Source organism: Peribacillus sp. SRI_006 (genome assembly GCF_057586375.1).
In genome coordinates this window covers 279,846-303,115 of sequence record NZ_JBYCZT010000005.1, presented here as the reverse complement: position 1 = coordinate 303,115, position 23,270 = coordinate 279,846, and the positions used below count along the sequence as shown (strand labels likewise).

Genomic DNA, 23,270 nt, shown 5'->3' with positions numbered 1-23,270 from the left:
TACCTCCTTAAAATTATTCGCCTACAAGTGCTGTACCAATCCGGATCATTGTAGCGCCTTCCTCAATGGCAATCATGAAATCATTGGACATACCCATGGACAATTCAGTACAGGGGGCATGCTTCAACTCCAAAGCTTGTATTTCAGCCTGGATGCCTTTCAGTTTCCGGAAGCATTCCCGCAAAATCCGTTCATCATCGGTCAATGGAGCCATCGTCATCAATCCTGCAACATTCACCTTATCAAAAGCAGATAACCCTTGTATGAAATCAATAGTCGCCTCTGGATTCAGACCATGTTTTGATTCCTCACCAGATACATTCACCTGCACTAAACAGTTTATCGGCTCATTAGCGCGTTTTTGAATTTCTTCTGCCAAAGAAATGCGATCCAATGAATGGATATATGAAATTTTATCGATGACATTCTTAACTTTGCGTGTTTGCATGGAACCAATATAATGCCAGTTTGGCTTGTCCTTCAGCACTTCATATTTAGCCAATAGCCCTTCGTCACGGTTTTCGCCTAAATCAAGTATTCCCGCTTCCAATGCTTCATTCGCTCTCTCGACCGAAACATATTTCGTCACTGCGATCAACTTTATCGCTTCACGGTCCCTTCCACTATTTTCACATGCTATATTTATTTTTTCTTCGATGTTTTTTAAATTGTCCACTACTTTCACTGTTACTCTAAATCCTCCTTCCAACCGATAAAACTCATCAATCTGCCTGTCTTCCCGTTATCACGGCGATGTGAAAAAAACAATTCATGATCACAGCTTGTACAGTATGATGTAACGTCGATCTGACTATTTGGAATTCCTGATTTTTGAAGAATCAATGCATTAAGTTGCTTAAGATCTAACTGATATTGTCCTTCACTGATTAAATTATAGGGCTTTTCGTCAATATCTACCAGCAAATTCTGCACTAAATCCATGACATAATCATCAACTACATAGCATTTTGAACAAATCGAAGGTCCAATAACAGCAAATATCTCACTTGCTTTTATACCCTCATTCAGCCATGCCTCAACCATCTTTCGTGCAATCCCATTAACCGTGCCCTTCCAGCCAGCATGTGCCACCCCAATCATACCATGTGCCGGAGCAAGAAAGTATAAGGGCACGCAGTCAGCATAGCAAAGGGTCAATAGAACGTTTGGGTCCTTCGTATAGAATCCATCTGTCGCTTTAAAGGCTGAATCATAATCCGCAGCACCTCTCCCGCAATCGCGGCTGGTAACCTGATGGATATTCGTTTCATGTGTCTGCTCGGCCCCTATCCATTCATTAAGCGGAAACATCAGCTTATCGGCTATAATCCTGCGGTTTCCCTGGACATCACCAAGTTTATCCCCGACATGAAAACCGGTATTCAATGTTTGAAAATCACCTGTACTGACTCCACCATTTTTTGTGGTGAAGCCCGCTACGAGCTGGAGATTTTTTTGTCTCCAGCTGTCAATGAGCATATATTGGTCTTTTATTAAAACAAATGGCTCTTTCATGCAATAAACCTCTTTATTTTTAGTCTAGTGTATCATATATTTGCGCCATGCACCTTTAAAAACGTTCATCTTTCAGTTCTCCTTGAAATACCGTCTGATGTTCAACAAGTATGACATCCGCACCGATCTTTTTTATTTTGCGCCATGGAATCACAATGTCTTGTTCTCTTCCAAAAAAGCCCATTAATCGGGTGCCATTTGAAACGACGATGGCCTCTATTTTCCCCGTGGCCGTATTTATTTCAAGGTCTGACATATTACCCAACTTCTTCCCATCCGCTATATTAACGATATCCTTTATTTGAAATTCTGAAATCCTGGTCACATCACTCAGCTCCTCAAAAATTCATCATAGATGAAGGTCCTATTCCTATGTATATGACAAGATGCGCTCAAGGATGAAGATTACGATAAATAAACGTCCCCGATTCACGATCCCTTCCGGAAGGGATTTTCAACAAAATAAAAAAGCCGCAATGGATAAGTAGCTATGAAGCGGGTATCGACATTTTTGCCCTGCCCGCTTCAGCTAACTTTTTCTCATGCTCAGCTTCTACTGTTGGATATTTTTATTCATTTGCTTGATTGCCGCTTTTTCCAAGCGGGAGACCTGTGCTTGTGAAATGCCGATTTCCTCGGCTACCTCCATTTGCGTCTTCCCTTGGAAAAACCGTTTGCGAAGGATCATTTTTTCCCGGTCATTCAACCGTCTCATGCCTTCATTTATAGCTATTTCATCAATCCAGGTACTATCTTTATTTTTTTCATCACTCAGTTGGTCGAGTACATAAATCGGATCCCCGCCATCATTATAAATCGGTTCAAAAAGTGAAACTGGATCTTGTATAGCATCTAGTGCAAAAACAATTTCTTCATGAGGTACTTCCAACACCTTGGCGATTTCTTCAGCTGTCGGCTCACGAAGGGTCTGGCTTATGAGCTTTTCTTTTACCTGCAAAGCTTTATAAGCGATGTCTCTTAAAGAACGGGATACCCGAATCGGATTATTGTCACGAAGATATCTTCTGATTTCTCCAATAATCATCGGTACAGCATACGTTGAAAACTTAACATTTTGACCTAGGTCAAAGTTATCTATCGACTTCATCAACCCTATACAGCCTACCTGAAATAGATCATCTACATACTCTCCCCGATTGTTGAAGCGTTGAATGACGCTTAGAACGAGTCGAAGATTCCCGTTTACCAGTTTCTCTCTTGCTGAAATATCGCCATCTTGCAGTTCTTTAAAGAGTTTTCTCATTTCTTCATTCTTTAAAACCGGTAATTTTGATGTATCCACACCGCAGATTTCAACCTTATTACGAGACAAAATTATTCCCTCCTCACAGGAGCGCTGTACAAAAAACAGTATTTCCGCGGGAGGAAAAAATATGCACATGGCTAGAACAGAAAATCCCGATTATTTTTCAATATTACTACCGAAGTATTGATTTGATTGACATTTAAGCACTTTATTTTTTTACACCATTTTATTAAATTCTTTACGAAGCCTCTTAATAATCCGTTTTTCCAAACGCGAAATGTAAGATTGGGAAATCCCCAGCATGTCGGCAACGTCCTTTTGGGTTTTTTCTTCTCCTCCTGCAAGTCCAAAACGGAGTTCCATTATCTGTTTTTCACGTTCCGATAACTGTGTAAGTGCTTTTGTCAGCAACTTACGGTCAACGTTTGCCTCAAGGTCTTTCGTGATAATGTCATCATCCGTTCCAAGTACATCGGATAACAGTAGTTCATTTCCATCCCAATCAATATTCAGAGGTTCATCAAAAGAAACTTCAGAGCGGATTTTGTTATTTCTGCGTAAATACATCAATATTTCATTCTCGATGCATCTCGATGCATATGTAGCCAGTTTTATTTTCTTCTCTGGATTGAATGTATTCACAGCCTTGATCAAACCTATGGTGCCTATGCTGATTAAATCTTCAATGTTGATACCTGTATTTTCGAATTTCCTGGCAATATAAACAACCAGCCTTAAATTACGTTCAATCAAGATCGAGCGTGCAGCTTCATCGCCATTTGGTAATTTATTGATCAGTATTGCCTCTTCTTCCTTTGAAAGGGGCGGCGGCAGTGCCTCACTCCCTCCTATATAAAATATTTCGTCCGTTTTCAATCCGAGCTTGAACAATAGTTTGTACCAAAAGTAAGTAAGCCGAAGAATGAATTTCTTCAAAATAATTCTCCCTTCTAATAAACGGATTATGGGTCAAATTCAAGAGTGAATCGATGGTTCAGGAGGCAGTTTGCACCGGTATGCCGGTTAACATCTTCGGGTGAACGATAGATTGATAGCTATTGTCGGGAGAGAGTTGTTGAAAGGTAAACGAAATGAGACCCTGCTTGACATGAAATTCTTTTTCTCCTTGAACGATTTTAATATAATCCGGTTTGATTGCGGTTAACAGCTGATGTTCATGACCTACGACTTTATAAGGGATGACACGCATTCTTCCTGTCCATGAATATTCGGGCTGCACTTCCTGGCTAATCAGGGTATCTGGGTTTTTAAAGAGCTCTAGCATATCATTCGGAATTCCCGTTTCCGCGCCTGAAAGAGAAATGATCATTACTGGGGAACGTGTAATCGGGTCATATAGTTGATTGCCGCTATCCACCAATCCATGAAACGTTCCTTCAAAGTCAGAAATTTTAACCGAGACCGAAACCATTTGTTCATGTGTAAGCTTGGTCATTTCCATCCCTTCTAATGTTCGCTTGGAAAATTGCCATGCGAGCGGGAACCCGATCATGACGAATATCCAGCTGACAGGGTCGCCAAAACGATTGATTCCGGCATATTGTCCAGGGTCCTTGGATACGATTTGGAATTCAAATAGGTAGTGAAGTCCCAGAAGGATTCCTCCCGATAAAAATGTCACAAAATATAAAGTGGCCACCGATTTCACGAAAAGTTTTAGCCTATTAAACCCAAAGGTTGCCAGCACCATGACCATGGATACTAAAATCTTCATGTATACCCGGTCGGCAATTGCATAAAAAGGAGTGAATGCCAATACGATAATGAAGGAACCAATCAGTCCGCCGATGCATACCCGCCAAAGAGCTACCCTTCGTTTGAGAATGATTGCGGACCAATATAAAAGGAGGCAGTCAAATAACCAATTCAATAACCAGATCACATCTAAATATAAAGTCAAACACCCTCCCCTCCTTATATGAACTAACCTTCCACTAGCAAAAAGTATAGCGTACCTGCCCTAAGAAAGTGTGTCACTTTTTGTACTGAAAACTTAAGAGTTTTTCAGTCATTTTTACCCTTTTTGTAGAAAATCAGCTATTGATATTTTCAATACTGTCTTAGAGACTATCCTGCTCCCTTTTACTGCTGTCGATTTATGTTATAAACGTTTAATAATTTCTCTCATCTTTTACATTAATGAATGGAAGTGAGCAAAAGATGGAAGCTCCCTTCTGCCAGGCAACATCCAGCACAATTCCGTCTAGGGATGCATTTTATTAACGACAAAAAACCGTCCCCAAAATGGGAACGGCATATGACGTCGTTATTAACGGCGTCTATTACGGTTACGGAGGAAGGTTGGAATATCCAAAGCCTCATCGCCTTGATTGGCATTACGTGCAGGCTGTTCATTGACTTCTTCCCTCTTCACTTCACGCTTCACGTTAGACTGTGGCGTTTGTTGTGTCTGAGGTCTTGATTGCTGCTGCTGTCCGAGTGTTGGACGTCCAGTAGGCCGAATTGAAGCTTCAACCTCGTTAAAGCCTGTAGCAATTACCGTAACGACGATTTCATCTTTAAGGTTTTCATTGATAACAGAACCAAAAATCATGTTGACGTCTTGATCGGATGCTGTAGCCACGATATCGGCCGCTTCCTGGACTTCAAAAAGACTTAGGTTCGTACCACCGGTAATATTCATCAGTACACCTTGGGCGCCATCAATCGATGTTTCAAGCAACGGACTGGAAATGGCTTTTTTCGCCGCTTCCGCTGCACGGTTTTCCCCGGAGGAAATCCCGATTCCCATAAGAGCGGAACCTTTGTTGGACATGATCGTCTTCACATCGGCAAAGTCCAAGTTAATAAGACCTGGAACAGCAATTAAATCTGAAATCCCTTGTACACCCTGGCGAAGTACATTATCCGCTTCACGGAATGCTTCAAGCATTGGCGTGCTTTTATCGACGATTTCAAGGAGGCGGTCGTTCGGAATGACGATGAGTGTGTCAACCGATTCCTTCATGGATGAAATGCCGCCTTGTGCCTGTGTTGCACGTTTTCGGCCTTCGAAAGTAAATGGACGGGTAACTACACCCACTGTAAGGGCCCCTAGATCTTTAGCAATGCCCGCTATGACAGGAGCTGCCCCCGTTCCCGTACCGCCGCCCATTCCAGCCGTTACGAATACCATATCGGCACCTTTAAGCGCTTCTTCAATCTGCTCTTTGCTTTCTTCAGCAGCTTTTTTTCCTACCTCTGGATTGGCACCTGCACCCAAACCGCGTGTAAGCTTCCCACCGATTTGCATTTTGATTTCTGCTTTTGATAGATTAAGAGCCTGTGCGTCAGTATTGACAGAAATAAACTCAACGCCCTGTACACCATGCTCGATCATTCTGTTTACCGCATTGTTTCCGCCGCCGCCAACACCTATTACTTTTATCGTTGCTAATTGTTCTAGATTAGAATCAAACTCCAACATGACAATCCTCCTATTTTGACGAAATTCCCGATTCTTAATGATTGTTATTCAAAAAAGTAACCCAGGATTTTTTTGAATTTAGATTCACCTTTTTCACCTTGTTTTTTAGCCGTGTTCTCTTTATTTTTCTGAGAAACCTTCTGGCTGCGCTGGTCGTTATCTTCTTGAGCTTGTCCAGCTGCTACAGGAGTTTTATTAGCGGTGTTTTTTTGCATTCTCTCTTTCTTGCATGCGTGTTTAATCAAACCAACAGCCGTGGTGTATTGGGGTTCCCTAACACCGATGTAATTGGGTTCAGCTGTCCTTACTCGGTTTTGGAACACATATTGAGCTAGCTCCAGGACACCCGGCATCTTGACGACGCCCCCGGTCAACACGAAACCACCCGGTATATCCTGGAAGCCAAGTCTCTTCAAATCATCTTGAATCAACTCGAATATTTCGGTCACCCGCGCTTCAATGATATCCGAAAGCATTAACTGGTTGCAGGTCTGTTTCTGATCGCTGCCGATGATCGGTATTTGGAATACTTCATCTTCAGACGCGTCATCATAATAGGCATGTCCATGCTTTACTTTTATTTTCTCAGCTTCTTCCATAGTCGTCCTTAGAACGATGGAAAGGTCCTTCGTAAGTGTTTCCCCGCCTATAGGTATCACAGACGTATATTGTAAATAGCCTTGTTCGAAAATTGCCAGGGTCGTGGAACCTCCGCCAATATCGACAAGTGCCACACCAAGTTCTTTTTCATCCTTGGATAAAACAAGGGAACCTGCGGCTAAAGGCTGAAGGGCGATATCGGTTATTTCCAATCCTGCCCTTTCCACACAGCGCAGCGTATTATGTAAAATTGTCCGAAGACCTGTGATTAAAATCCCTCTCATTTCCAACCGGACACCTATCATGCCCCGTGGATCACTGATTTCATCAAGTTCATCAACTTTGTAGTGAATCGGCACCACGTCGATGATTTCCCTGTCGGATGGTATCGTTATTAACTCAGCTGCTTCCCTGACACGGAAAACGTCATGCTCGGTAATCTCTTTATTGTCACTGGATACCGCTACTACCCCATGACACGGCTGAAGCGTCACATGATTTCCACTTATGCCGACGATTACCTTTGTTATCTCCATCCCTATCATCCGCTCTGCTTGCTCTATAGCCTTTTGAATGGATTGGACGGTTTCATCTATACCGACGATCGAACCCTTTTTGAGCCCTTCTGATTTAACATTTCCTACACCGATTATATTTAATGTGTCATTGACCATTTCCCCAATGATAACTTTTACACTGGATGTACCGATGTCAAGACTTACGTATATTTCGTTGCTGTTCATTCCATGGCACCTCCTTCAGTTTATACATGTATTAGTAGAATAACATTTTTATATCGAAGACTTATACATTATAGAATAACAGAACTGTTTACAACAACTGACGAATTACATAGATAAGCGTTTCATTTTGTATTTCCCGAACAAAACTCGTACTTTATGGTGCATATTGTTCGCTTCTCTACGTGACTGATTTACTAAAAAAACTAGATACTGCCATAAACTATTCGTCATTTATAACTTAATTCCCTTTAAAATTATAGATTTTTTTTCTGCTTTTTCCGGGAAATGGACCATTTTTCAATCAGGATCCTTCTGATCAGGGCAATATTTTGAAAGAGCCTGACACCGAATACAAAGATTGCGGCTAAATATAAGTCTACACCAAGATGTACACCTAGAAAAGCCAAACCTGCGGCTAAAATAATATTAAAGAAGAATCCTGTTACAAATACAACTTCATCATAAAGATTTTGCAAATGAGCCCGTATCCCCCCAAATAAGGTATCAAAAGCAGCAAGCACGGCTATGGAGAGATAATTTGAATATTCATGGGGAATATCAAAATCCACCAAAAAACCAAGGGTGATTCCAATCAACAGACCAAAAACTGAAAGCCACATCACGATTCCCCCCCATCCATAATGGGCTCCATATGTTCCACGTTAATAGCATTTTGGTAAGCCGGCAATGTCAACTTGCCGGAAGGCACCTTAATCTGCACTTCAAAATTGTCTATAAAGAAATCATCCATAAGTTCGGAACCTTCAATGCGCTGCTTCAGTTTCTTTGGATTAACGGTTATTGCCTGCATTTCGACCGGGTAATGAACCAGAGGATATCCGTCCATTTTCGGCTGCCCATTAATATCACGAATAACCGATGTTGATATATACCTTTGTCCTGAAATGGAAATTTCGTCAGCGCCATATCTATACATTTCATTAATGAGCCGAATGATCAATACTGGTGAAATATACTCGACCTTCTCACCAAGAAGGATATCGGCTTTGATAGGCTGTATAGATACGATTACCCCATTACCTCTTATTTCGGTCAAACCTGCGTCAGTCTTCAATTCGGTCAGGGTGTCACGCAAGACTTCTTCTTTACTCTCATTTTTCTTTGTTTCATAAGATGCTATTTTTCCCTCAAGCTTACTGATACCCTCTATTAATTCTGCCTGGGTCTGCTGTTCTTTCAATAAATCATTTTTCAGTTCCCACATATCCCTTGTATCGGATACGACAGGCTGATTCACCAAATTGAATTGAATAGCGAGCATGAAGCCAGCAATCAACGTAACCAAACTAAAAGAAAGCTTTTTTTTCATTTCCAGTTTCTCACCAATCTTTCATCGAATCCGGCGGTCACGATCACCCTCCAATAATTGGATCAAAAATGATATTCTTTTGCTTTTCCACTGTAAAGATAATATTCTCATTAACCAGCTGTTCCTTGATGCCACCCGGTAAATCCAGTGAAGCACCCAGGACTTCTGGGTCCCCTATCGCAGATATGATGAAGGGAGCAGGGTGCTGATGGCCATCGATTGTAATCACAGGCCCATTACAGATTATGTATGAATCATGATTTAACCTTTGGCCGTTAATCGCAACAGCCTCTGCACCTGATATGTATAATTCATTGACGACCTTGAAGACATGCTGTTCATGGACGAGGTAATTATTAACATTGGCTTCTGATTCCATATCTGTACCATCTTCAAGCGTCACCTGAAGGCCTGAGCCTTTCACTTTCACTTTTCCGAGAAACATTCGGTATTTTTCCGTTTCCTTTGCCAAATTGAAAAAAAGCTGCTTTTCCTGAGCTAGGTCTTTTTCTATTTGGGATACATTTTCTTGCTTCTGGAGGAGTTCCTTCTGAAGTTCCCGGTTCTGCTTCTCTTGTCCGATCAGCTGCTGCCTGAGCTCATATTCCTGGTCCCAGGCTTTGTCCTTCCCTGCACCTTCACCTTCTTTGGTCAGATTGTAAGAGAAGGCAATCATGAATCCGAGAACCACGCAAACCAGGGGTAAAACCACCCGGTTGCCATTAATTTTCCTCATTGGTGTCTTCCTTTTGTTCAGCGTCTTCATATGCTTTAAAATAAGAACCCACTTCCAGATCGATGACTCCCTTTACATTTGGATCCAGCTGGCTGACTATCGATGGATAGTGAATCATTTTCTCGTATAAAGTCCGGCTTGTCGCACTTACTTCAAACCCATCGTTCATGAACATGACGATATGGTATTCATCGGTTTTTGTAGGAGCATAATGAATTTCCGAAATGGCATTCTGAATCTCGTCAGGAAGCTTGTCCAGCTCTTCTAAAAGCAACTTTAATGCTTTACCCTCTTTGAAACCAATTAAAACAGGGGCAAATACTGGAATTTCTCCTGTTGCTAACTCCTCTAAAACGGACCCGTTTTCCAAAATGGGTGCAAACTTTCCATTATTGGACAGATATGCCATCCTGTTATGTTCCGAAACCGTAATTTTAATGGAATTAGGAAATACCGGTGTCACCTTAACGCTTTTTATTTCTTGATTTTTTTTGATATTGGCTGCCGCTGTCCCTGTATCAACCTTCCAGATGCTTCGATCCTTCTTCACCTTACTCAATTTAATGATCTGTTTGGAAGTAATATAACGATTCCCCTCTACCTGCACGGATTTCACATAGCTCAACGGGGATAGGAAATATAGCACACAAGCAACAAGAATGAAGAAAAGGGACAGCAAAAGAACAAGTCGCCTGTTTGCTTTGCTTTTTCTTAATTGTTTTAATTTCGGGATGCGGTCCTCAATGGAAACGATTTTTCCCTTTTCCATCCCCTTCACCTCTTCCTGAAAAAATGGATGGTTCTTGACAGTGCGAAATCAAGACAAACTCAATATTATGTTCTTAACAAACTTTAAAGGTAACACATTATATCACAATATTTGGATATAATGAATCCCGTTATTTTCTTCCGATAATTTCCACTTCTGTTTCCATTTCAACTTCGAATTTATCATATACAGTATCCTTCACATGCTGTATCAAGGCTTGAACATCCGCTGCACTTCCATTACCTGTGTTAACGATGAAGTTCCCGTGCATCGGTGAAATCTGAGCTCCGCCAATAGAATGTCCCTTCAGGCCTGCATTCTCGACCAATTTACCAGCATGGTGTGGAAGTGGATTCCTAAATATGCTCCCGGCACATGGAAGATTATACGGCTGGGTATCTTTACGATAATTCTTGTTATTTTGCATTCTTTCAACGATTTCGGTTTTATCCCCCTCTGTCAATTGAAAAATTGCTTCCAGTACGATACCGGGTCTTTTCTTCTGAAGCAGAGAAGTTCGATAAGAAAACTCCATTTCCTCTTTCGAAAGCCAAGCTAGAGTTCCATCTTCAAAAAGAACATGTGCCTGCTTGAGTATTTCACTCATATCGGAACCATGTGCACCAGCGTTCATATAGACCGCTCCGCCGACGGAACCAGGAATCCCACTGGCAAATTCCAATCCTGCATATCCTTTTTTACTGATTTGTACGGAGAGGCTGACAAGTGATACCCCAGCTCCTGCTTTGATCTCCGTCCCATTTATCTCGAGATGATCAAGTCCTCTGCCCAATTTAAGCACGGCACCTTTAATTCCGCCATCACTGACCAGCAGGTTCGAGCCCCTGCCGATCACCCTCCACGGCATCCCATTTTCTTTGATGACCTGCATCGTTTTTTCTATATTTTCAATGGATGACGGCACGATGAATAAATCAGCCGGCCCCCCAATTTTCATAGTTGTATGATTTGCAAGCGGTTCCTGTTCAAGAACTTTGCCGATTTTCATTTCAGTTAATTGCTTTATCACATTATCCATGATAAACCTCCTTGTTGTTCCAAAATTCCAAGTTATAATTTTCATTTCCTCTTCCATGAGGTCACTTTTATTACAAGATTAATAACGCCTTTTTAGCAGAAAAATGAACAGAAGCAAGCCTCAGTACGGCCTAACCCTCTTATACTATAGTCTAAACAAAGACGTATTGCCAATATTTATTGTGGATTCCCCAACATTCATACATGGTAATATTTAAGCGGCATTTCATTTATTTCTAATTTTCGGCAAGCCCCCCAAAAAAATCGTTTTTCCTGGAAGGGTTTTCAACGTAAAAAAGGGAAGCCCTGCGTTCAACAGGACTTCCCTTTTGCCAAACCACATTTTTTTCTTATTTCAGAACCTCGAATATCGGCTAATATTCAGGAGCACCCCAATCGCCATCAACATGAGCGTCAGCGATGAACCGCCATAACTTAAGAGGGGCAAGGTGATACCCGTAACCGGCATAAGTCCCGTTACCACCCCTATATTGATCATCACTTGAATGGCGACCATTGCAATGATTCCTACCGCTACAAGGCTCCCGTATAAATCAGGAGCACCAAGTGCGATCCGAATGCCCCGCCAAAGCATTAGCGCAAATAATAAAATGACAAGAGAGCCCCCGATGAAGCCAAGTTCCTCGGAGAGTATGGCAAAAATGAAATCAGTCTGCGGTTCGGGTAAATAGAAAAACTTTTGGCGGCTTTGCCCGAGCCCCAATCCGAACAATCCCCCTGGCCCGATTGCATAAAACGATTGAATCATCTGAAATCCACTGCCCAAAGGGTCTTCCCATGGATCCAGAAAAGACGTGATCCTTTTTATCCGGTAGGGCGCTGACAAAATCAGACCGATAAAACCAGCTACCCCAATTAGCCCCAAGCCGACAAAATGACTGATTCTTGCCCCGGAAATAAAAATCATGACAATGCACGTTCCAACCATTACCGTTCCCGTTCCAAGGTCTGGCTGTAACATGATCAAACCAAATGCCAAAAACACTAAACCCAAGGATGGAAGCATCCCTTTTTTAAAGGAGGTGATCAGCTTTTGCCGTTCTGATAAAAACTTAGCTAAAAAAGCGATCATCGCCAGCTTCATGAACTCAGAGGGTTGGACCGAAAAAGCACCTACACCAATCCAGCTCCTCGAACCATTTCTCGCCATCCCTATACCTGGTACAAGCACAGCCAGTAACATAATGAAACAAATGATGATAAGGATTTTGGCCCATGTCCGCCACGTCCAGTAATCCACATTCATGATGAAAAACATGGCTATGACACCGACGCAGGCAAAAAGCAACTGCCTTTTAGCAAAATAAAACGAATCATCAAATTTATATGTTGCCCAAATGGCACTCGCGCTGTAAACCATGATTAATCCAACAGTCAAAAGACTTAAGGTGACGATAATGAGAATGAGATCAGGATTCGATTTTTTTAATGGCACGGACATCCACCTCTAGGAAGTTTTTAGCCTACGAATATAAACATCAGTGCTGATTGCTTGTCAGCACTTTAGTCAAAAAAAAAGCGATAACGGCTCATTATCGCTTTTTTTCATGGTGTCAACGTAGAAGCAGGTTCACTTCTCTCTGCGAAAGCTCTTACTTAAGTTTATGCACGGCCTCCATAAACATGTCTCCTCTTTGCTCAAAAGTTTTATATTGATCCCAGCTTGCACAAGCCGGGGAGAGAAGAATACAGTCGCCTTCATTTGATAATTCAAATGCAGCCGGTACGGCCTTTTCTACATTATCGACACGTTTTATATTCGCTATTCCTATTTCTTTGGCTACCCGTTCAATTTTTTCCGCCGTTTCGCCAAAAGTTATCACGGCTTTGACATTTTTCATCGCCGGTTTCAACTCATCAAATTCATTTCCGCGATCCAGACCGCCTGCCAATAAGATGACCGGTTCCGTAAAGGATGTTAACGCTTTGGTTGCTGCAAGAATGTTCGTCGCTTTCGAATCATTATAAAATTTACGGTTATCGATCGTTGCCACGAACTGCAGACGGTGCTCCACACCATAAAATGTTTTCAATACAGTCTGAATGGCTTCATTAGCTACACCCTTAAGCTTGGCCGCTGAGATGGCGGCGAGTACATTTTCCAAATTATGCTTCCCGGGAAGGGCTATCTCTGAAACTTCAATGATTTTTTCCCCTCGGAAACAGGCGGCACCATCTTCCACATAGGCTCCATTCTCATGTTTCACTTCAGCTGAAAAAGGTACAAGTTGAGCCTTAGTCTCTTTCGCCATGGATAAAACAAGATCTTGATCTGCATTATAAATCATGAAATCTGATGCTATTTGATTTTTCGTGATGGCAGCTTTTGCTTCGACATATTCCTGTTTGGAACTGTGATAATCCAAATGTGCATCATACAAATTTGTCACGATTGAGATTTCAGGACGAAATTCGTCTATTCCCATTAACTGAAACGATGATAATTCTATGACGATCGAGTCATCTGGTTTTGCATGTTCAGCAACACCAGAAGCCACTGTCCCGATATTACCGGCAATCAGCGGGGATTTTTCACCGGACTTCAACATTTCGTATATCAATGTTGTCGTGGTCGTTTTCCCATTTGTACCAGTGATTCCTATGAAAGGTGCTTCACTTATCTGGTAGGCCAGTTCAACTTCCGTGATAACAGGAATCCCTTTTTCCAATGCCCCTTTTACGATAGGGTTCCGATAGGGGATTCCCGGATTTTTCACGATCAGCTCGAACCCCTCATCCAGAAGCTCGATTGGATGACTGCCGCAGATGACTTTGATTCCCTGTTCAAGAAGTCCTTGAGCCTCAGGATTTTCCGATAATGGCTTCATGTCATTAACCGTCACGAAAGCACCTAATTTATGTAGAAGCGAAGCTGCCATCACTCCGCTTTTTGCCAAACCCAATACTAATATCTTTTTCTCTGAATACTTTGCAGTCTCTTTCACTTATATCCACACCTCTAAATAGATTCCGAGTACCGCACACAGCAGCCCCACTGTCCAGAAAGTGACGACGACACGCCATTCCGACCAGCCGGAAAGCTCATAATGGTGGTGAAGCGGACTCATTTTAAATATACGTTTACCAGTCGTTTTAAAAGATCCTACCTGAAGGATGACCGAGAGCGTTTCAATGACGAAGACTCCGCCAATGATTACCAGGAGGATTTCAAGCTTCGTTAACAAGGCGATGGTTGCGATCGCTCCCCCAAGGGCCAAGGAGCCCGTATCCCCCATGAAAACCTTTGCCGGGTGTGCATTGAATACCAAAAATCCGAGTACTGCACCGACAACCGCCACCGAAAAAATGGCGACATCATATTGTGACTGACTCCAGGCCAAAATGGCAAAAGCACCAAAGGCAATGGCTGATGTCCCTGAGACAAGTCCATCAAGCCCATCCGTCAAATTGACGGCATTCGAAAAGCCTACCAGCCAGAATATAACGATGAACAGATAAAACCAGCCAAAATCAAAAGCAAAGTCAGTGCCTGGAATCGTCAATTCAGGATTAAAACGGTCTGTTTGCTTGAAGACGAAGTAAAAGATGACCGAAATCACAATTTGTCCAAGCAGTTTTTGCTTGGAAGTCAGTCCCAGGTTACGCTTCATGACCACTTTGATGAAATCATCAAGGAAACCTAATAAACCAAAACCTAAAGTAACGAATAATAATAAATACGTTTCGGTTGAAGGTGCCGAAAATTTCAAAGTCATGACTAGTGTAGCGATGGTAACAGATAATAATATGACCAAACCGCCCATGGTGGGTGTTCCCGTTTTTTTCAAATGCGATTGCGGGCCTTCTTCCCTAATACTTTGCCCGAATTTCAATCTTCTTAAAAACGGGATGAAAATCGGCGAAAGAAGAACGGTTACTAAAAACGCCACCAAAATCGTATAAAAAATCACTTGTTCCAACATTCCTTATTCCCTCATTCCTAACACAATTCAAATATTAAATTCTGCTTGATGTCTTTTCCTATTTTGTTGCAGGGCAATTTCAGCATTGGTTCAAACTGAACCCAAACGACTTTGAATCGCCTTTTCCGCTTCCTCACGGTCATCGAAGTGAAGCACTTCGTCACCGACCAATTGATAGGTTTCATGACCTTTTCCAGCAATTAATATAACGTCGCCCTCTTCCGCCTTGGAAACTGCGTAAGCTATCGCCTGCCTGCGGTCTTCAATAACCGTATATTCTTTGCCTGCTACACCAGCTTCCATATCCCGGAGGATCTGGGCAGCATTTTCACTGCGTGGATTATCCGAAGTGAAGATCGGGTCAGTCGCCAAGCTGCATGCAATTTGCGCCATGATTGGACGCTTTGTCTTGTCTCGGTCCCCGCCGCAGCCCACTATCACGTAAATTTTCTTTCTAGCAAACTCACCAACAGTCTTCAGAACATTTTCCAAACTGTCCGGAGTATGGGCATAGTCAACAATGACCGGGAAGTCCTGATTCGCTGAAATGAGCTCAAAACGGCCTGCAACACCTTTTATATCCTCGATGGATCTAATTGTCTCATCCAGATCGTTACCGGCGCACAAAGCAGCAGAGATGGCAGAGAGTACATTATAAACACTGAATTTACCAATTAGCTTCAGCTGAATGTATCGCTCTTCTTTACCTGCTGTCAAGGTGAACGATGTGCCATTTGCATCAATTTTTATATCTTTGGCCCTGATATCCGCTTCATTGTCTATGCCGTATGTAACGACTGTAGCGGCAGTCGCCTTAATGAAATCGGCAGTTGCCTCATCATCAGCATTAAGCACAGCATATTTAGGGCGATTTTCTATGTAAGCATTGCCAAGCTGTGAGAAAAATAAGGATTTTGCCTGCCTGTATCTGTCCATGGTTTTATGAAAATCCAAATGATCCTGTGTGAGATTCGTAAAGACGGCAATATCATAATCACAGCCATGGACGCGCCCAAGCTCAAGTGCATGCGATGAAACCTCCATAATGGCCGTGGAGACGGATGCTTCGGCCATTTCATGAAAAGCCTTCTGCAGTGTAACGCTATCTGGCGTCGTATTCTTGGTTTCATATACCGTATCGGCGATTTTTGTATACATCGTGCCAATCAAGCCTGTTTTTTCATGTCGATCCTCGAAAATCTTTTCCAATAAGTGACTGGTCGTCGTCTTTCCATTCGTTCCTGTAATTCCGATCAAGCGCATCTTTTGAGTCGGATGGCCATAAAATGCATCGGCAAGAACCGCCATCGCCCTGCTCGAATCCCTGACTACGATCACGGGAACATCGAGGTCAAGCGGCCTTTCGGCAATGACTGCTGCAGCTCCATGCTCTACAGCAAGTTGGGCAAAATCATGACCATCGACTGTATAACCTTTTATACAAACAAATAAACTTCCGTCTATGACTTTACGGTTATCATTTTCAATGGAGGTGATTTCAGGATTTTCTCCTTCATACGTAAATAAGGAGTGTAAATAAGATAGTAATTTGTGAAGCTTCATTTTTCCATCCCTCTCAACTTAATTTGAGGATTCATTATATGTGATTAGCCTTGGCTTGTCGAGAAACCAATTTCAATTATACGGGGTTATCCCGACTCCGTAAACAAAGCGGCTGATGAATCTTCAGCCGCTTTAACTATTCATATATTATATTATACTTATTCTGTATTTTCGCCAAGATAAATTCTTATTGTAGAGCCTTGTTTTACTTTAACACCTGGATCTGGGGCTTGATTTATGACTTTATCCCCATTTCCGGCAATATCAAGCTTAAGGTCGATGAGCTGGGTTTGCAACTCTTTTTTGCTGAGACCCACGACGTCTGGTACCTCGACCATGACGGGATCCGTCCAGACCGTCTCCTTCTCAATCTGGTTTTTCCTTGGCTTGACGCCCATGGCCCTAAGTGAATCCTCCATGATATTCCCAACGATCGGTGCGGCAACGACCCCGCCGAATTGTACCGTTCCTTTCGGATTATCCACAGCTATATAAACGACGATTTGCGGATCATCCGCTGGAGCGACACCAATGAATGAAAGAATATAATTATTTTCAAGGTATCTGCCATTTTCAGCTTTTTGGGCTGTACCCGTTTTCCCGCCGACGCGGTACGACTCCACGAATGCTCCTTTACCGCTTCCTTGGGCGACAACGGATTCAAGCGCTTCCCGGACTTTCTTCGAGGTTGCTTCTGAAATCACCTTTTTCTTCGCCTGAGGGGTCTTTCGCATCAGCACTTCCCCATTTTTTGGATTCACGAGTTCCTTCGCGATATATGGTGTATACAAAGTCCCGCCATTCACGGCTGCCGATACCGCTGTCACCTGCTGAATGGGCGTTACGGCTACACCTTGTCCAAACGCAGTAGTTGCCTGCTCTACCGGACCCACTCGATCCATGTTGAACATGATTCCTTTTCCTTCTCCTGTTAAATCAATTCCCGTCTTTTGCCCAAAACCGAAATCATTTATATATTTAAACAGCTTGTCTTTACCAAGTCGGTTCCCTAATTCTACAAAACCCGGGTTACATGAGTTCTCGACCACTTCAAGAAAAGTTTGATCCCCATGCCCTCCGCTTTTCCAGCAATGCAGCGTTGATCCTGACACTTCCACATGTCCGGAATCATAAAAATGTTCCTTTTGTAAGTCGACCTTCCCTTCCTCAAGCGCCGCAGCAAGCGTGATGATCTTAAAAGTCGATCCTGGTTCATATATACTCCAAACTGGTAAATTACGATTATACACTTCCGAGGGGACATTTTGAAAATTGGCAGGGTCGAAGGTTGGCCTGCTGGACATTGCCAAGATTTCCCCAGTGTTCGGGTCCATTGCAATGGCAATTATACCATCAGGATCATATGTCGCCTCCGCATTATCGAGCTCCCTCTCCACAATTGTCTGGATTTTGCTATCGATGGTCAGCTTCAAATTATCACCATCAACAGGGGGCTTATAGTCATCGGCCATATTCTCAAGCCTTTTCCCTTTCGCATCGGAGTAAAATTTAACGAATCCTTTTTCCCCGCTTAGTTCCTTATCATAAGACAATTCAATACCCATCAACCCTTGATTGTCAGAGCCTGTAAAGCCAAGAACATGTGAAAGGTATTCACCAAATGGGTAATGGCGCTTTGAATCTTCAGCGATGTATACGCCCTTTATCCCCAATGCTTTAATTTCCTTCGCCTTTTCGTGAGATATCTTTCTGCCTTCCGGAATTCTGACGCTCATCGCCTGTTTCGTTAACCATTGATAAGCCTTTTCCTTTGTCATATCCAATATTGAAGCAAGCTGTTCCGCCGTCTCCCCAGGATTCTCAATCTGTCTAGGGATGACATAGACTGTTGGCGCAGATATATTCGTTGCCAGCTCGACACCATTCCGATCAAGGATTTCTCCCCGTTTGGCTTCAAAAGGAATATTCCTGCTCCAGGAATCTTTAGCCAGCCCCGTCAACTTATCCCCTAGATAAAACTGTACAATTCCCAATCGGATATCAATGATAAAAAAAACTACGATACCGATCGCCAATGCGATTGCCAGCCGTTTTCGGACAGTAACATTCGAAACACGCAAAAACAGGCACCTCCATTTCATACATGCTTCAATATATGCTTGTCTACTCGATGCTAGACTAGAAACTTTGAAAGAAACAAAGAGGGAATCCATTTGGATCCCCTCTTTATCTTCACTCTGTTTTCTCTTTTGTCGGTATATCTTCACCAGCCCCATCAGGCTGGGATAATTCAATATTGAAGGTTTCCCCTTCATTTACCTTTTTCCCGGCCTTAAGACTCTGTTTACTCACGTATCCAGTACCTTCGGTTTTCAGATCCAGTTTTGCAACCTTAGCCAATTTCATGACATCGCGTAAAGACCATCCCTTCATGTCAGGAACTTTCATTTCGCCTTCCGTCCTGAGGATTATCTTTTCACCTTGTAAGAGTACACTCCCCGCTTTCGGGGATTGGTCGAGCACTTTACGTCCACTTCCGATCATACTTACATCATAACCAAGTTCCTTCAGTTCTGTAACAGCTGAACTCTCGGTTTGATTCGTATAGTCTTTGATTTTATTCGCTTTTTGTTTTTTAACTTCAGAAGGTTTTATGTTTAGATATTGCAGGCTATTTTGCATGACAGGATTAAATATCTCTGACAATGGATCAGCCCCAACATAAGATACACCTAACTTGGGCTGCTTGACCGCCACATACATGACCAACTGCGGATCATCTTTTGGAGCCATTCCTAAAAAGGAGAACACATAGTTATTTTTCCCTTCTAAATATCTACCCGTCGGACCCGCAATTTGTGCAGTACCGGTTTTCCCCGCTACTTGATATCCATCAATGGCATATTTTTTCCCTGTTCCTTTTTTCGCGGAAATTACCGTTTCCAAATAATCACGTACTTGTTTTGCAGTTTCTTCCGAAATCGGTTGCCCTGTCACTTTCGGCTTGGTCGTTTTCAAAATTTTTCCGGTATCCTGATCGGAAATGCTTTTTATCACGTACGGCCGCATCATTTTTCCGTCATTGGCTATTGCGGATGCAGCTTGGATTTGTTGAATCGGTGTAACGGTCGAACCCTGTCCAAAGGAGGTAGTCACTTTTTCAAGCTTATACTTGTATTGAATTTTACCGGTTATCTCGTTTGGCAGGTCAATTCCCGTTTTTTTATCAAATCCGAACTTAGTCAAATACTCACGGAACGTATCGGCTCCTATTTTATCCATTGCAAGTGTGGCAAAAGCGACGTTCGAGGAACGTTGAACCCCTTCCAGAAAGGTCATGCTCTTTCCTCTTTCGATTCCGCTATGATCCCCGATTTTTCCCGATCCGGCTTTGTAGGTTCCTGCAACAAAGCTTTCATTCGGATTAAAGACCCCTTCCTCAACAGCCGCGGCAAGGGTGAATGTTTTCATGGTTGAACCCGGTTCGAAGGTTTCTTCAATTGCCAGGTTACGCCATGTATCCGTTAGCCCGACTTTCGTTGTCGGATGGAAGGTGGGCCTTTGCCCCATCGCCACAATCTCCCCCGTTTTGGGATTGGAGACAATCGCTATGATTTGTTCGGGATCATATTTTTCCTGCACTTTGCTCATCGAGTCTTCCAAGAATGTTTGTATTTTCTTGTCGATCGTAAGCATGACATCATTGCCATTATCAGGTGCAACGACCTTTTCCTTCTTATCCGGTAAGAGGAAACCCCATGAGTCACTGTCATATGTCAGCTTCCCATCCGTTTCCTGCAATTCTTTATTGAGATACCTTTCGATGCCGAACTTACCAGCCATTTCTCCCGTTTCTTCATCCTTTTCTACATAGCCAATCAGATGGGAGGCGAAAATCCCATTCGGATAAAAACGTTTATTCGTCCTTCCGAATGTAATTCCCGGCAGTTCCAATTTTTCTATTTTCTGCTTGACGACCTGAGTCAAATCCTTGCCGGCACTGCCAAACTCCACTTGGTATGCCCCTTTTTTCGTAAGTCTTTCATAGATGTCCTGTTCATCCATGTCGATATATTTAGCAAGCTCATTCGCCGTCTTCTCCGGGTCCTTGACATGCTCCGGCTCCTTTTCACTAAGTACTGCCCTTAAGATATAGGAGGAAGTATCTTCGGCGATGACTTCACCTTTTGTATCGAGTATGCTTCCCCTCTTTGCTTCTATGATCTGTTTTTTTTCATATTTCTTGTCGATTTTCGAAGCCAGTACCTCCCCGCCAGCTGTACCAGTCACCTGAATATACAAAAAGCGGCAGACTAAAACAAAAAAGAGCAGGCCGAATAAGAAGAATAATCCGGCTGCCCCATGCTTCATATTTTTTTGTTTCTGCATTATCACTGCACACCCTTCACATTATTCTCATTTAACTTGAACCCTAGCGCTGCAGCTTTTTTCCAAATTCTCTCGTATGTACTAAGTTCAGCAACCTGCACTTTCAAATCATCATTCACTTTACCCTGTTCTTCAATCGACGTTTCCACTAGCTGGATCTCTTTATTCGTTTCATAGATGGCCGCTTGATTAGAGACTATTTTCACTCCCATGAAGGTAACCATGATAGCAAGGGCACAGAGTAAGAAAACTTCACCAATGGATATCTTCGCTTTACGGATGACCACTGTTTGCTGTGCCTGTTGCTGCTGTTGGTCTTCATATTGCTGTTCTTGTACTTTTTTGGCTATGGAACTCATTCATGTTCCCCCTCACTGATATTTTTCTGTAATCATTGCTTTTCGGCGATTCTTAGCTTAGCCGACCGGGAACGATTATTCCCTTCCAATTCTTCTTCTGAAGGTAAAATCGGTTTTCTCGTAATTATTTTCAAAGTTGGTTTGAATTCATCCGGGATAACTGGAAGTCCATGCGGAAGATCCGGCATGCTACTGGCCTTTTTAAATACCGTTTTACAAATTCTATCTTCGAGCGAATGGAATGTAATAACAGATATTCTTCCCTCTTTATCCAAAAGCGAAATGGCCTGCTCCAGGGAATCTTCAAAGACACCAAGTTCGTCATTCACAGCGATCCTTATTGCTTGGAACACTCGTTTCGCAGGGTGTCCGCCTTTACGTCTTGCCGGGGCCGGTATCCCATCCTTAATTAATTCCACAAGTTCGAACGTCGTTTCAATCGGTTTTATTTCACGTGCCGCTTCAATTTTCCTGGCAATTTGTTTCGAAAACTTTTCTTCTCCATATTGGAAGAAAATTCTCAGTAAATCATGGAATGACCAATTATTCACGACATCATAGGCAGAAATGGCTGCACTTTGGTCCATCCTCATATCCAATGGTGCATCATGGTTATAGCTGAAACCACGCTCCGGTGTATCCAATTGCGGGGATGACACACCTAAATCATAAAGGATCCCGTCCACTTTCTCGATTCCCCGGGCATTCAACTCTTCTTTTAAGTATTTAAAATTATTAGGAACAAGAACAATACGTTCGCCATAGCTTTCCAATTTTTCCTTAGCATTCCGAATCGCCGTTTCATCCTGATCAAAAGCATAAAGCCTGCCCTTGTCAGAGAGCTGTGAAAGTAAGTATTCGCTGTGACCGGCTCCTCCTAAAGTACAATCCACATAAATTCCATCAGGTTTGATGTTCAATCCATCAACCGTCTCTTTTAATAACACTGTCGTATGTTGAAACATGCTAGACATCCTTCCAATCGGTTATTGAGTGACTCTATTTCTGAGGGCAGCCTTAAATATCAAAGCCAATCATATTTTCTGCTATCTCAGCGAAAGAATCCTCCGAAGCTGAAAAATAGTTTTCCCAAAGGGATTTGCTCCAAATCTCAATACGATTGGTAACACCAAGAATTACACATTCTTTTTCCAATTGGCCATATGAAGTAAGCGGCGTGGGGATATTAATTCGCCCTTGTTTATCAATTTCGCATTCTGTAGCTGCAGAAAAGAAAAAACGGGTAAAGGCTCGGGCATCTTTTTTTGTTAAAGGCAGGGCTTTCAGCTTTTCTTCTAGCAGCTTCCACTCTTCCATAGGGTAACCAAATAAACATTGATCAAGTCCGCGGGTAAGGACAAATTGCTCCCCGAGATTTTCCCTGAATTTCACCGGGACTATCAAACGGCCCTTTATATCGATGTTATGATGGTACTCTCCCATGAACATACCCACTACCCCCACATTCTAATCTCAATGTACCACATTCCCCCACCTTTCTCCACTTGTTTTTACTTTCTCCTTCCAAGTAAAAATTACCTTCTTTTCTTATTAAGTTTATTTAGCCAAATTATTCAAAGAAACGTGCATTTCCCTCGAATGCACTCA

22 protein-coding genes are annotated in these 23,270 nt (G+C 42.5%); all 22 read right to left on the bottom strand.

Features of this window, described 5'->3' with window-relative positions:
- Window positions 1-13: 13 nt before the first annotated feature.
- Complete coding sequence (locus tag AC2YHV_RS09435) at window positions 14-685, bottom strand: YggS family pyridoxal phosphate-dependent enzyme (protein ID WP_063576909.1); 672 nt, start codon at window positions 683-685, stop codon at window positions 14-16.
- 2 nt (window positions 686-687) lie between these two features.
- A complete protein-coding gene (pgeF, locus tag AC2YHV_RS09430; protein WP_057278440.1) occupies window positions 688-1,515 on the bottom strand; it encodes a peptidoglycan editing factor PgeF in 828 nt (275 codons plus the stop codon).
- Window positions 1,516-1,570: 55 nt separating this feature from the next.
- The gene (locus AC2YHV_RS09425) at window positions 1,571-1,840 is read right to left on the bottom strand and encodes a YlmC/YmxH family sporulation protein (RefSeq protein WP_034313870.1); all 270 of its coding nucleotides are present in this window, start codon (window positions 1,838-1,840) and stop codon (window positions 1,571-1,573) included.
- Between the two features lie 228 nt (window positions 1,841-2,068).
- A complete protein-coding gene (gene sigG, locus AC2YHV_RS09420; protein WP_034313871.1) occupies window positions 2,069-2,848 on the bottom strand; it encodes an RNA polymerase sporulation sigma factor SigG in 780 nt (259 codons plus the stop codon).
- A 150-nt stretch (window positions 2,849-2,998) separates the two neighbouring features.
- Window positions 2,999-3,718 (bottom strand): RNA polymerase sporulation sigma factor SigE, encoded by a 720-nt coding sequence (gene sigE / locus AC2YHV_RS09415; RefSeq protein ID WP_034313874.1) that lies wholly within the window; start codon window positions 3,716-3,718, stop codon window positions 2,999-3,001.
- A gap of 58 nt (window positions 3,719-3,776) precedes the next feature.
- Entirely contained in the window at window positions 3,777-4,703 is a 927-nt protein-coding gene (spoIIGA, locus tag AC2YHV_RS09410; protein ID WP_230135378.1) for a sigma-E processing peptidase SpoIIGA, read from the bottom strand.
- Window positions 4,704-5,072: 369 nt separating this feature from the next.
- Window positions 5,073-6,230: a cell division protein FtsZ gene (gene ftsZ / locus AC2YHV_RS09405; protein WP_034313879.1), complete on the bottom strand. Its 1,158-nt coding sequence runs from the start codon at window positions 6,228-6,230 to the stop codon at window positions 5,073-5,075.
- Between the two features lie 44 nt (window positions 6,231-6,274).
- Window positions 6,275-7,573: a cell division protein FtsA gene (ftsA, locus tag AC2YHV_RS09400; RefSeq protein WP_487373080.1), complete on the bottom strand. Its 1,299-nt coding sequence runs from the start codon at window positions 7,571-7,573 to the stop codon at window positions 6,275-6,277.
- 254 nt (window positions 7,574-7,827) lie between these two features.
- Window positions 7,828-8,193 carry a small basic family protein gene (locus tag AC2YHV_RS09395; RefSeq protein ID WP_034313884.1) on the bottom strand — a complete coding sequence of 122 codons (366 nt, stop codon included), beginning with the start codon at window positions 8,191-8,193 and terminating at the stop codon, window positions 7,828-7,830.
- Window positions 8,193-8,903 carry a DUF881 domain-containing protein gene (locus AC2YHV_RS09390; RefSeq protein WP_052137467.1) on the bottom strand — a complete coding sequence of 237 codons (711 nt, stop codon included), beginning with the start codon at window positions 8,901-8,903 and terminating at the stop codon, window positions 8,193-8,195. The genes AC2YHV_RS09395 and AC2YHV_RS09390 overlap by 1 nt, the downstream gene beginning before the upstream one ends.
- A 43-nt stretch (window positions 8,904-8,946) precedes the next feature.
- Entirely contained in the window at window positions 8,947-9,639 is a 693-nt protein-coding gene (locus tag AC2YHV_RS09385; protein WP_487373079.1) for a DUF881 domain-containing protein, read from the bottom strand.
- The gene (locus AC2YHV_RS09380) at window positions 9,626-10,408 is read right to left on the bottom strand and encodes a cell division protein FtsQ/DivIB (protein ID WP_063576911.1); all 783 of its coding nucleotides are present in this window, start codon (window positions 10,406-10,408) and stop codon (window positions 9,626-9,628) included. The genes AC2YHV_RS09385 and AC2YHV_RS09380 overlap by 14 nt, the downstream gene beginning before the upstream one ends.
- Before the next feature lie 130 nt (window positions 10,409-10,538).
- A complete protein-coding gene (gene murB, locus AC2YHV_RS09375; protein ID WP_487373078.1) occupies window positions 10,539-11,447 on the bottom strand; it encodes a UDP-N-acetylmuramate dehydrogenase in 909 nt (302 codons plus the stop codon).
- Window positions 11,448-11,801: 354 nt separating this feature from the next.
- Entirely contained in the window at window positions 11,802-12,908 is a 1,107-nt protein-coding gene (gene spoVE / locus AC2YHV_RS09370) for a stage V sporulation protein E (protein ID WP_034313896.1), read from the bottom strand.
- Between the two features lie 151 nt (window positions 12,909-13,059).
- Window positions 13,060-14,412, bottom strand: a complete 1,353-nt coding sequence (gene murD / locus AC2YHV_RS09365; protein ID WP_268563902.1) for a UDP-N-acetylmuramoyl-L-alanine--D-glutamate ligase — start codon at window positions 14,410-14,412, stop codon at window positions 13,060-13,062.
- Window positions 14,413-15,390, bottom strand: a complete 978-nt coding sequence (gene mraY, locus AC2YHV_RS09360) for a phospho-N-acetylmuramoyl-pentapeptide-transferase (protein WP_034313901.1) — start codon at window positions 15,388-15,390, stop codon at window positions 14,413-14,415. It abuts the gene before it with no gap.
- Between the two features lie 90 nt (window positions 15,391-15,480).
- On the bottom strand, window positions 15,481-16,953 hold the full coding sequence (locus AC2YHV_RS09355; protein WP_057278447.1) for a UDP-N-acetylmuramoyl-L-alanyl-D-glutamate--2,6-diaminopimelate ligase: 1,473 nt from the start codon (window positions 16,951-16,953) through the stop codon (window positions 15,481-15,483).
- 158 nt (window positions 16,954-17,111) lie between these two features.
- Window positions 17,112-19,034, bottom strand: a complete 1,923-nt coding sequence (locus AC2YHV_RS09350) for a stage V sporulation protein D (RefSeq protein ID WP_034313905.1) — start codon at window positions 19,032-19,034, stop codon at window positions 17,112-17,114.
- Between the two features lie 112 nt (window positions 19,035-19,146).
- Window positions 19,147-21,303 (bottom strand): penicillin-binding protein, encoded by a 2,157-nt coding sequence (locus tag AC2YHV_RS09345; RefSeq protein WP_487373077.1) that lies wholly within the window; start codon window positions 21,301-21,303, stop codon window positions 19,147-19,149.
- 2 nt (window positions 21,304-21,305) lie between these two features.
- Window positions 21,306-21,662, bottom strand: coding sequence for a cell division protein FtsL (ftsL, locus tag AC2YHV_RS09340; protein WP_063576915.1), 357 nt, complete (start codon window positions 21,660-21,662; stop codon window positions 21,306-21,308).
- Between the two features lie 32 nt (window positions 21,663-21,694).
- The gene (rsmH, locus tag AC2YHV_RS09335) at window positions 21,695-22,627 is read right to left on the bottom strand and encodes a 16S rRNA (cytosine(1402)-N(4))-methyltransferase RsmH (protein ID WP_487373076.1); all 933 of its coding nucleotides are present in this window, start codon (window positions 22,625-22,627) and stop codon (window positions 21,695-21,697) included.
- A 52-nt stretch (window positions 22,628-22,679) separates the two neighbouring features.
- Window positions 22,680-23,111, bottom strand: a complete 432-nt coding sequence (mraZ, locus tag AC2YHV_RS09330) for a division/cell wall cluster transcriptional repressor MraZ (RefSeq protein ID WP_034313914.1) — start codon at window positions 23,109-23,111, stop codon at window positions 22,680-22,682.
- Between the last annotated feature and the right edge of the window lie 159 nt (window positions 23,112-23,270).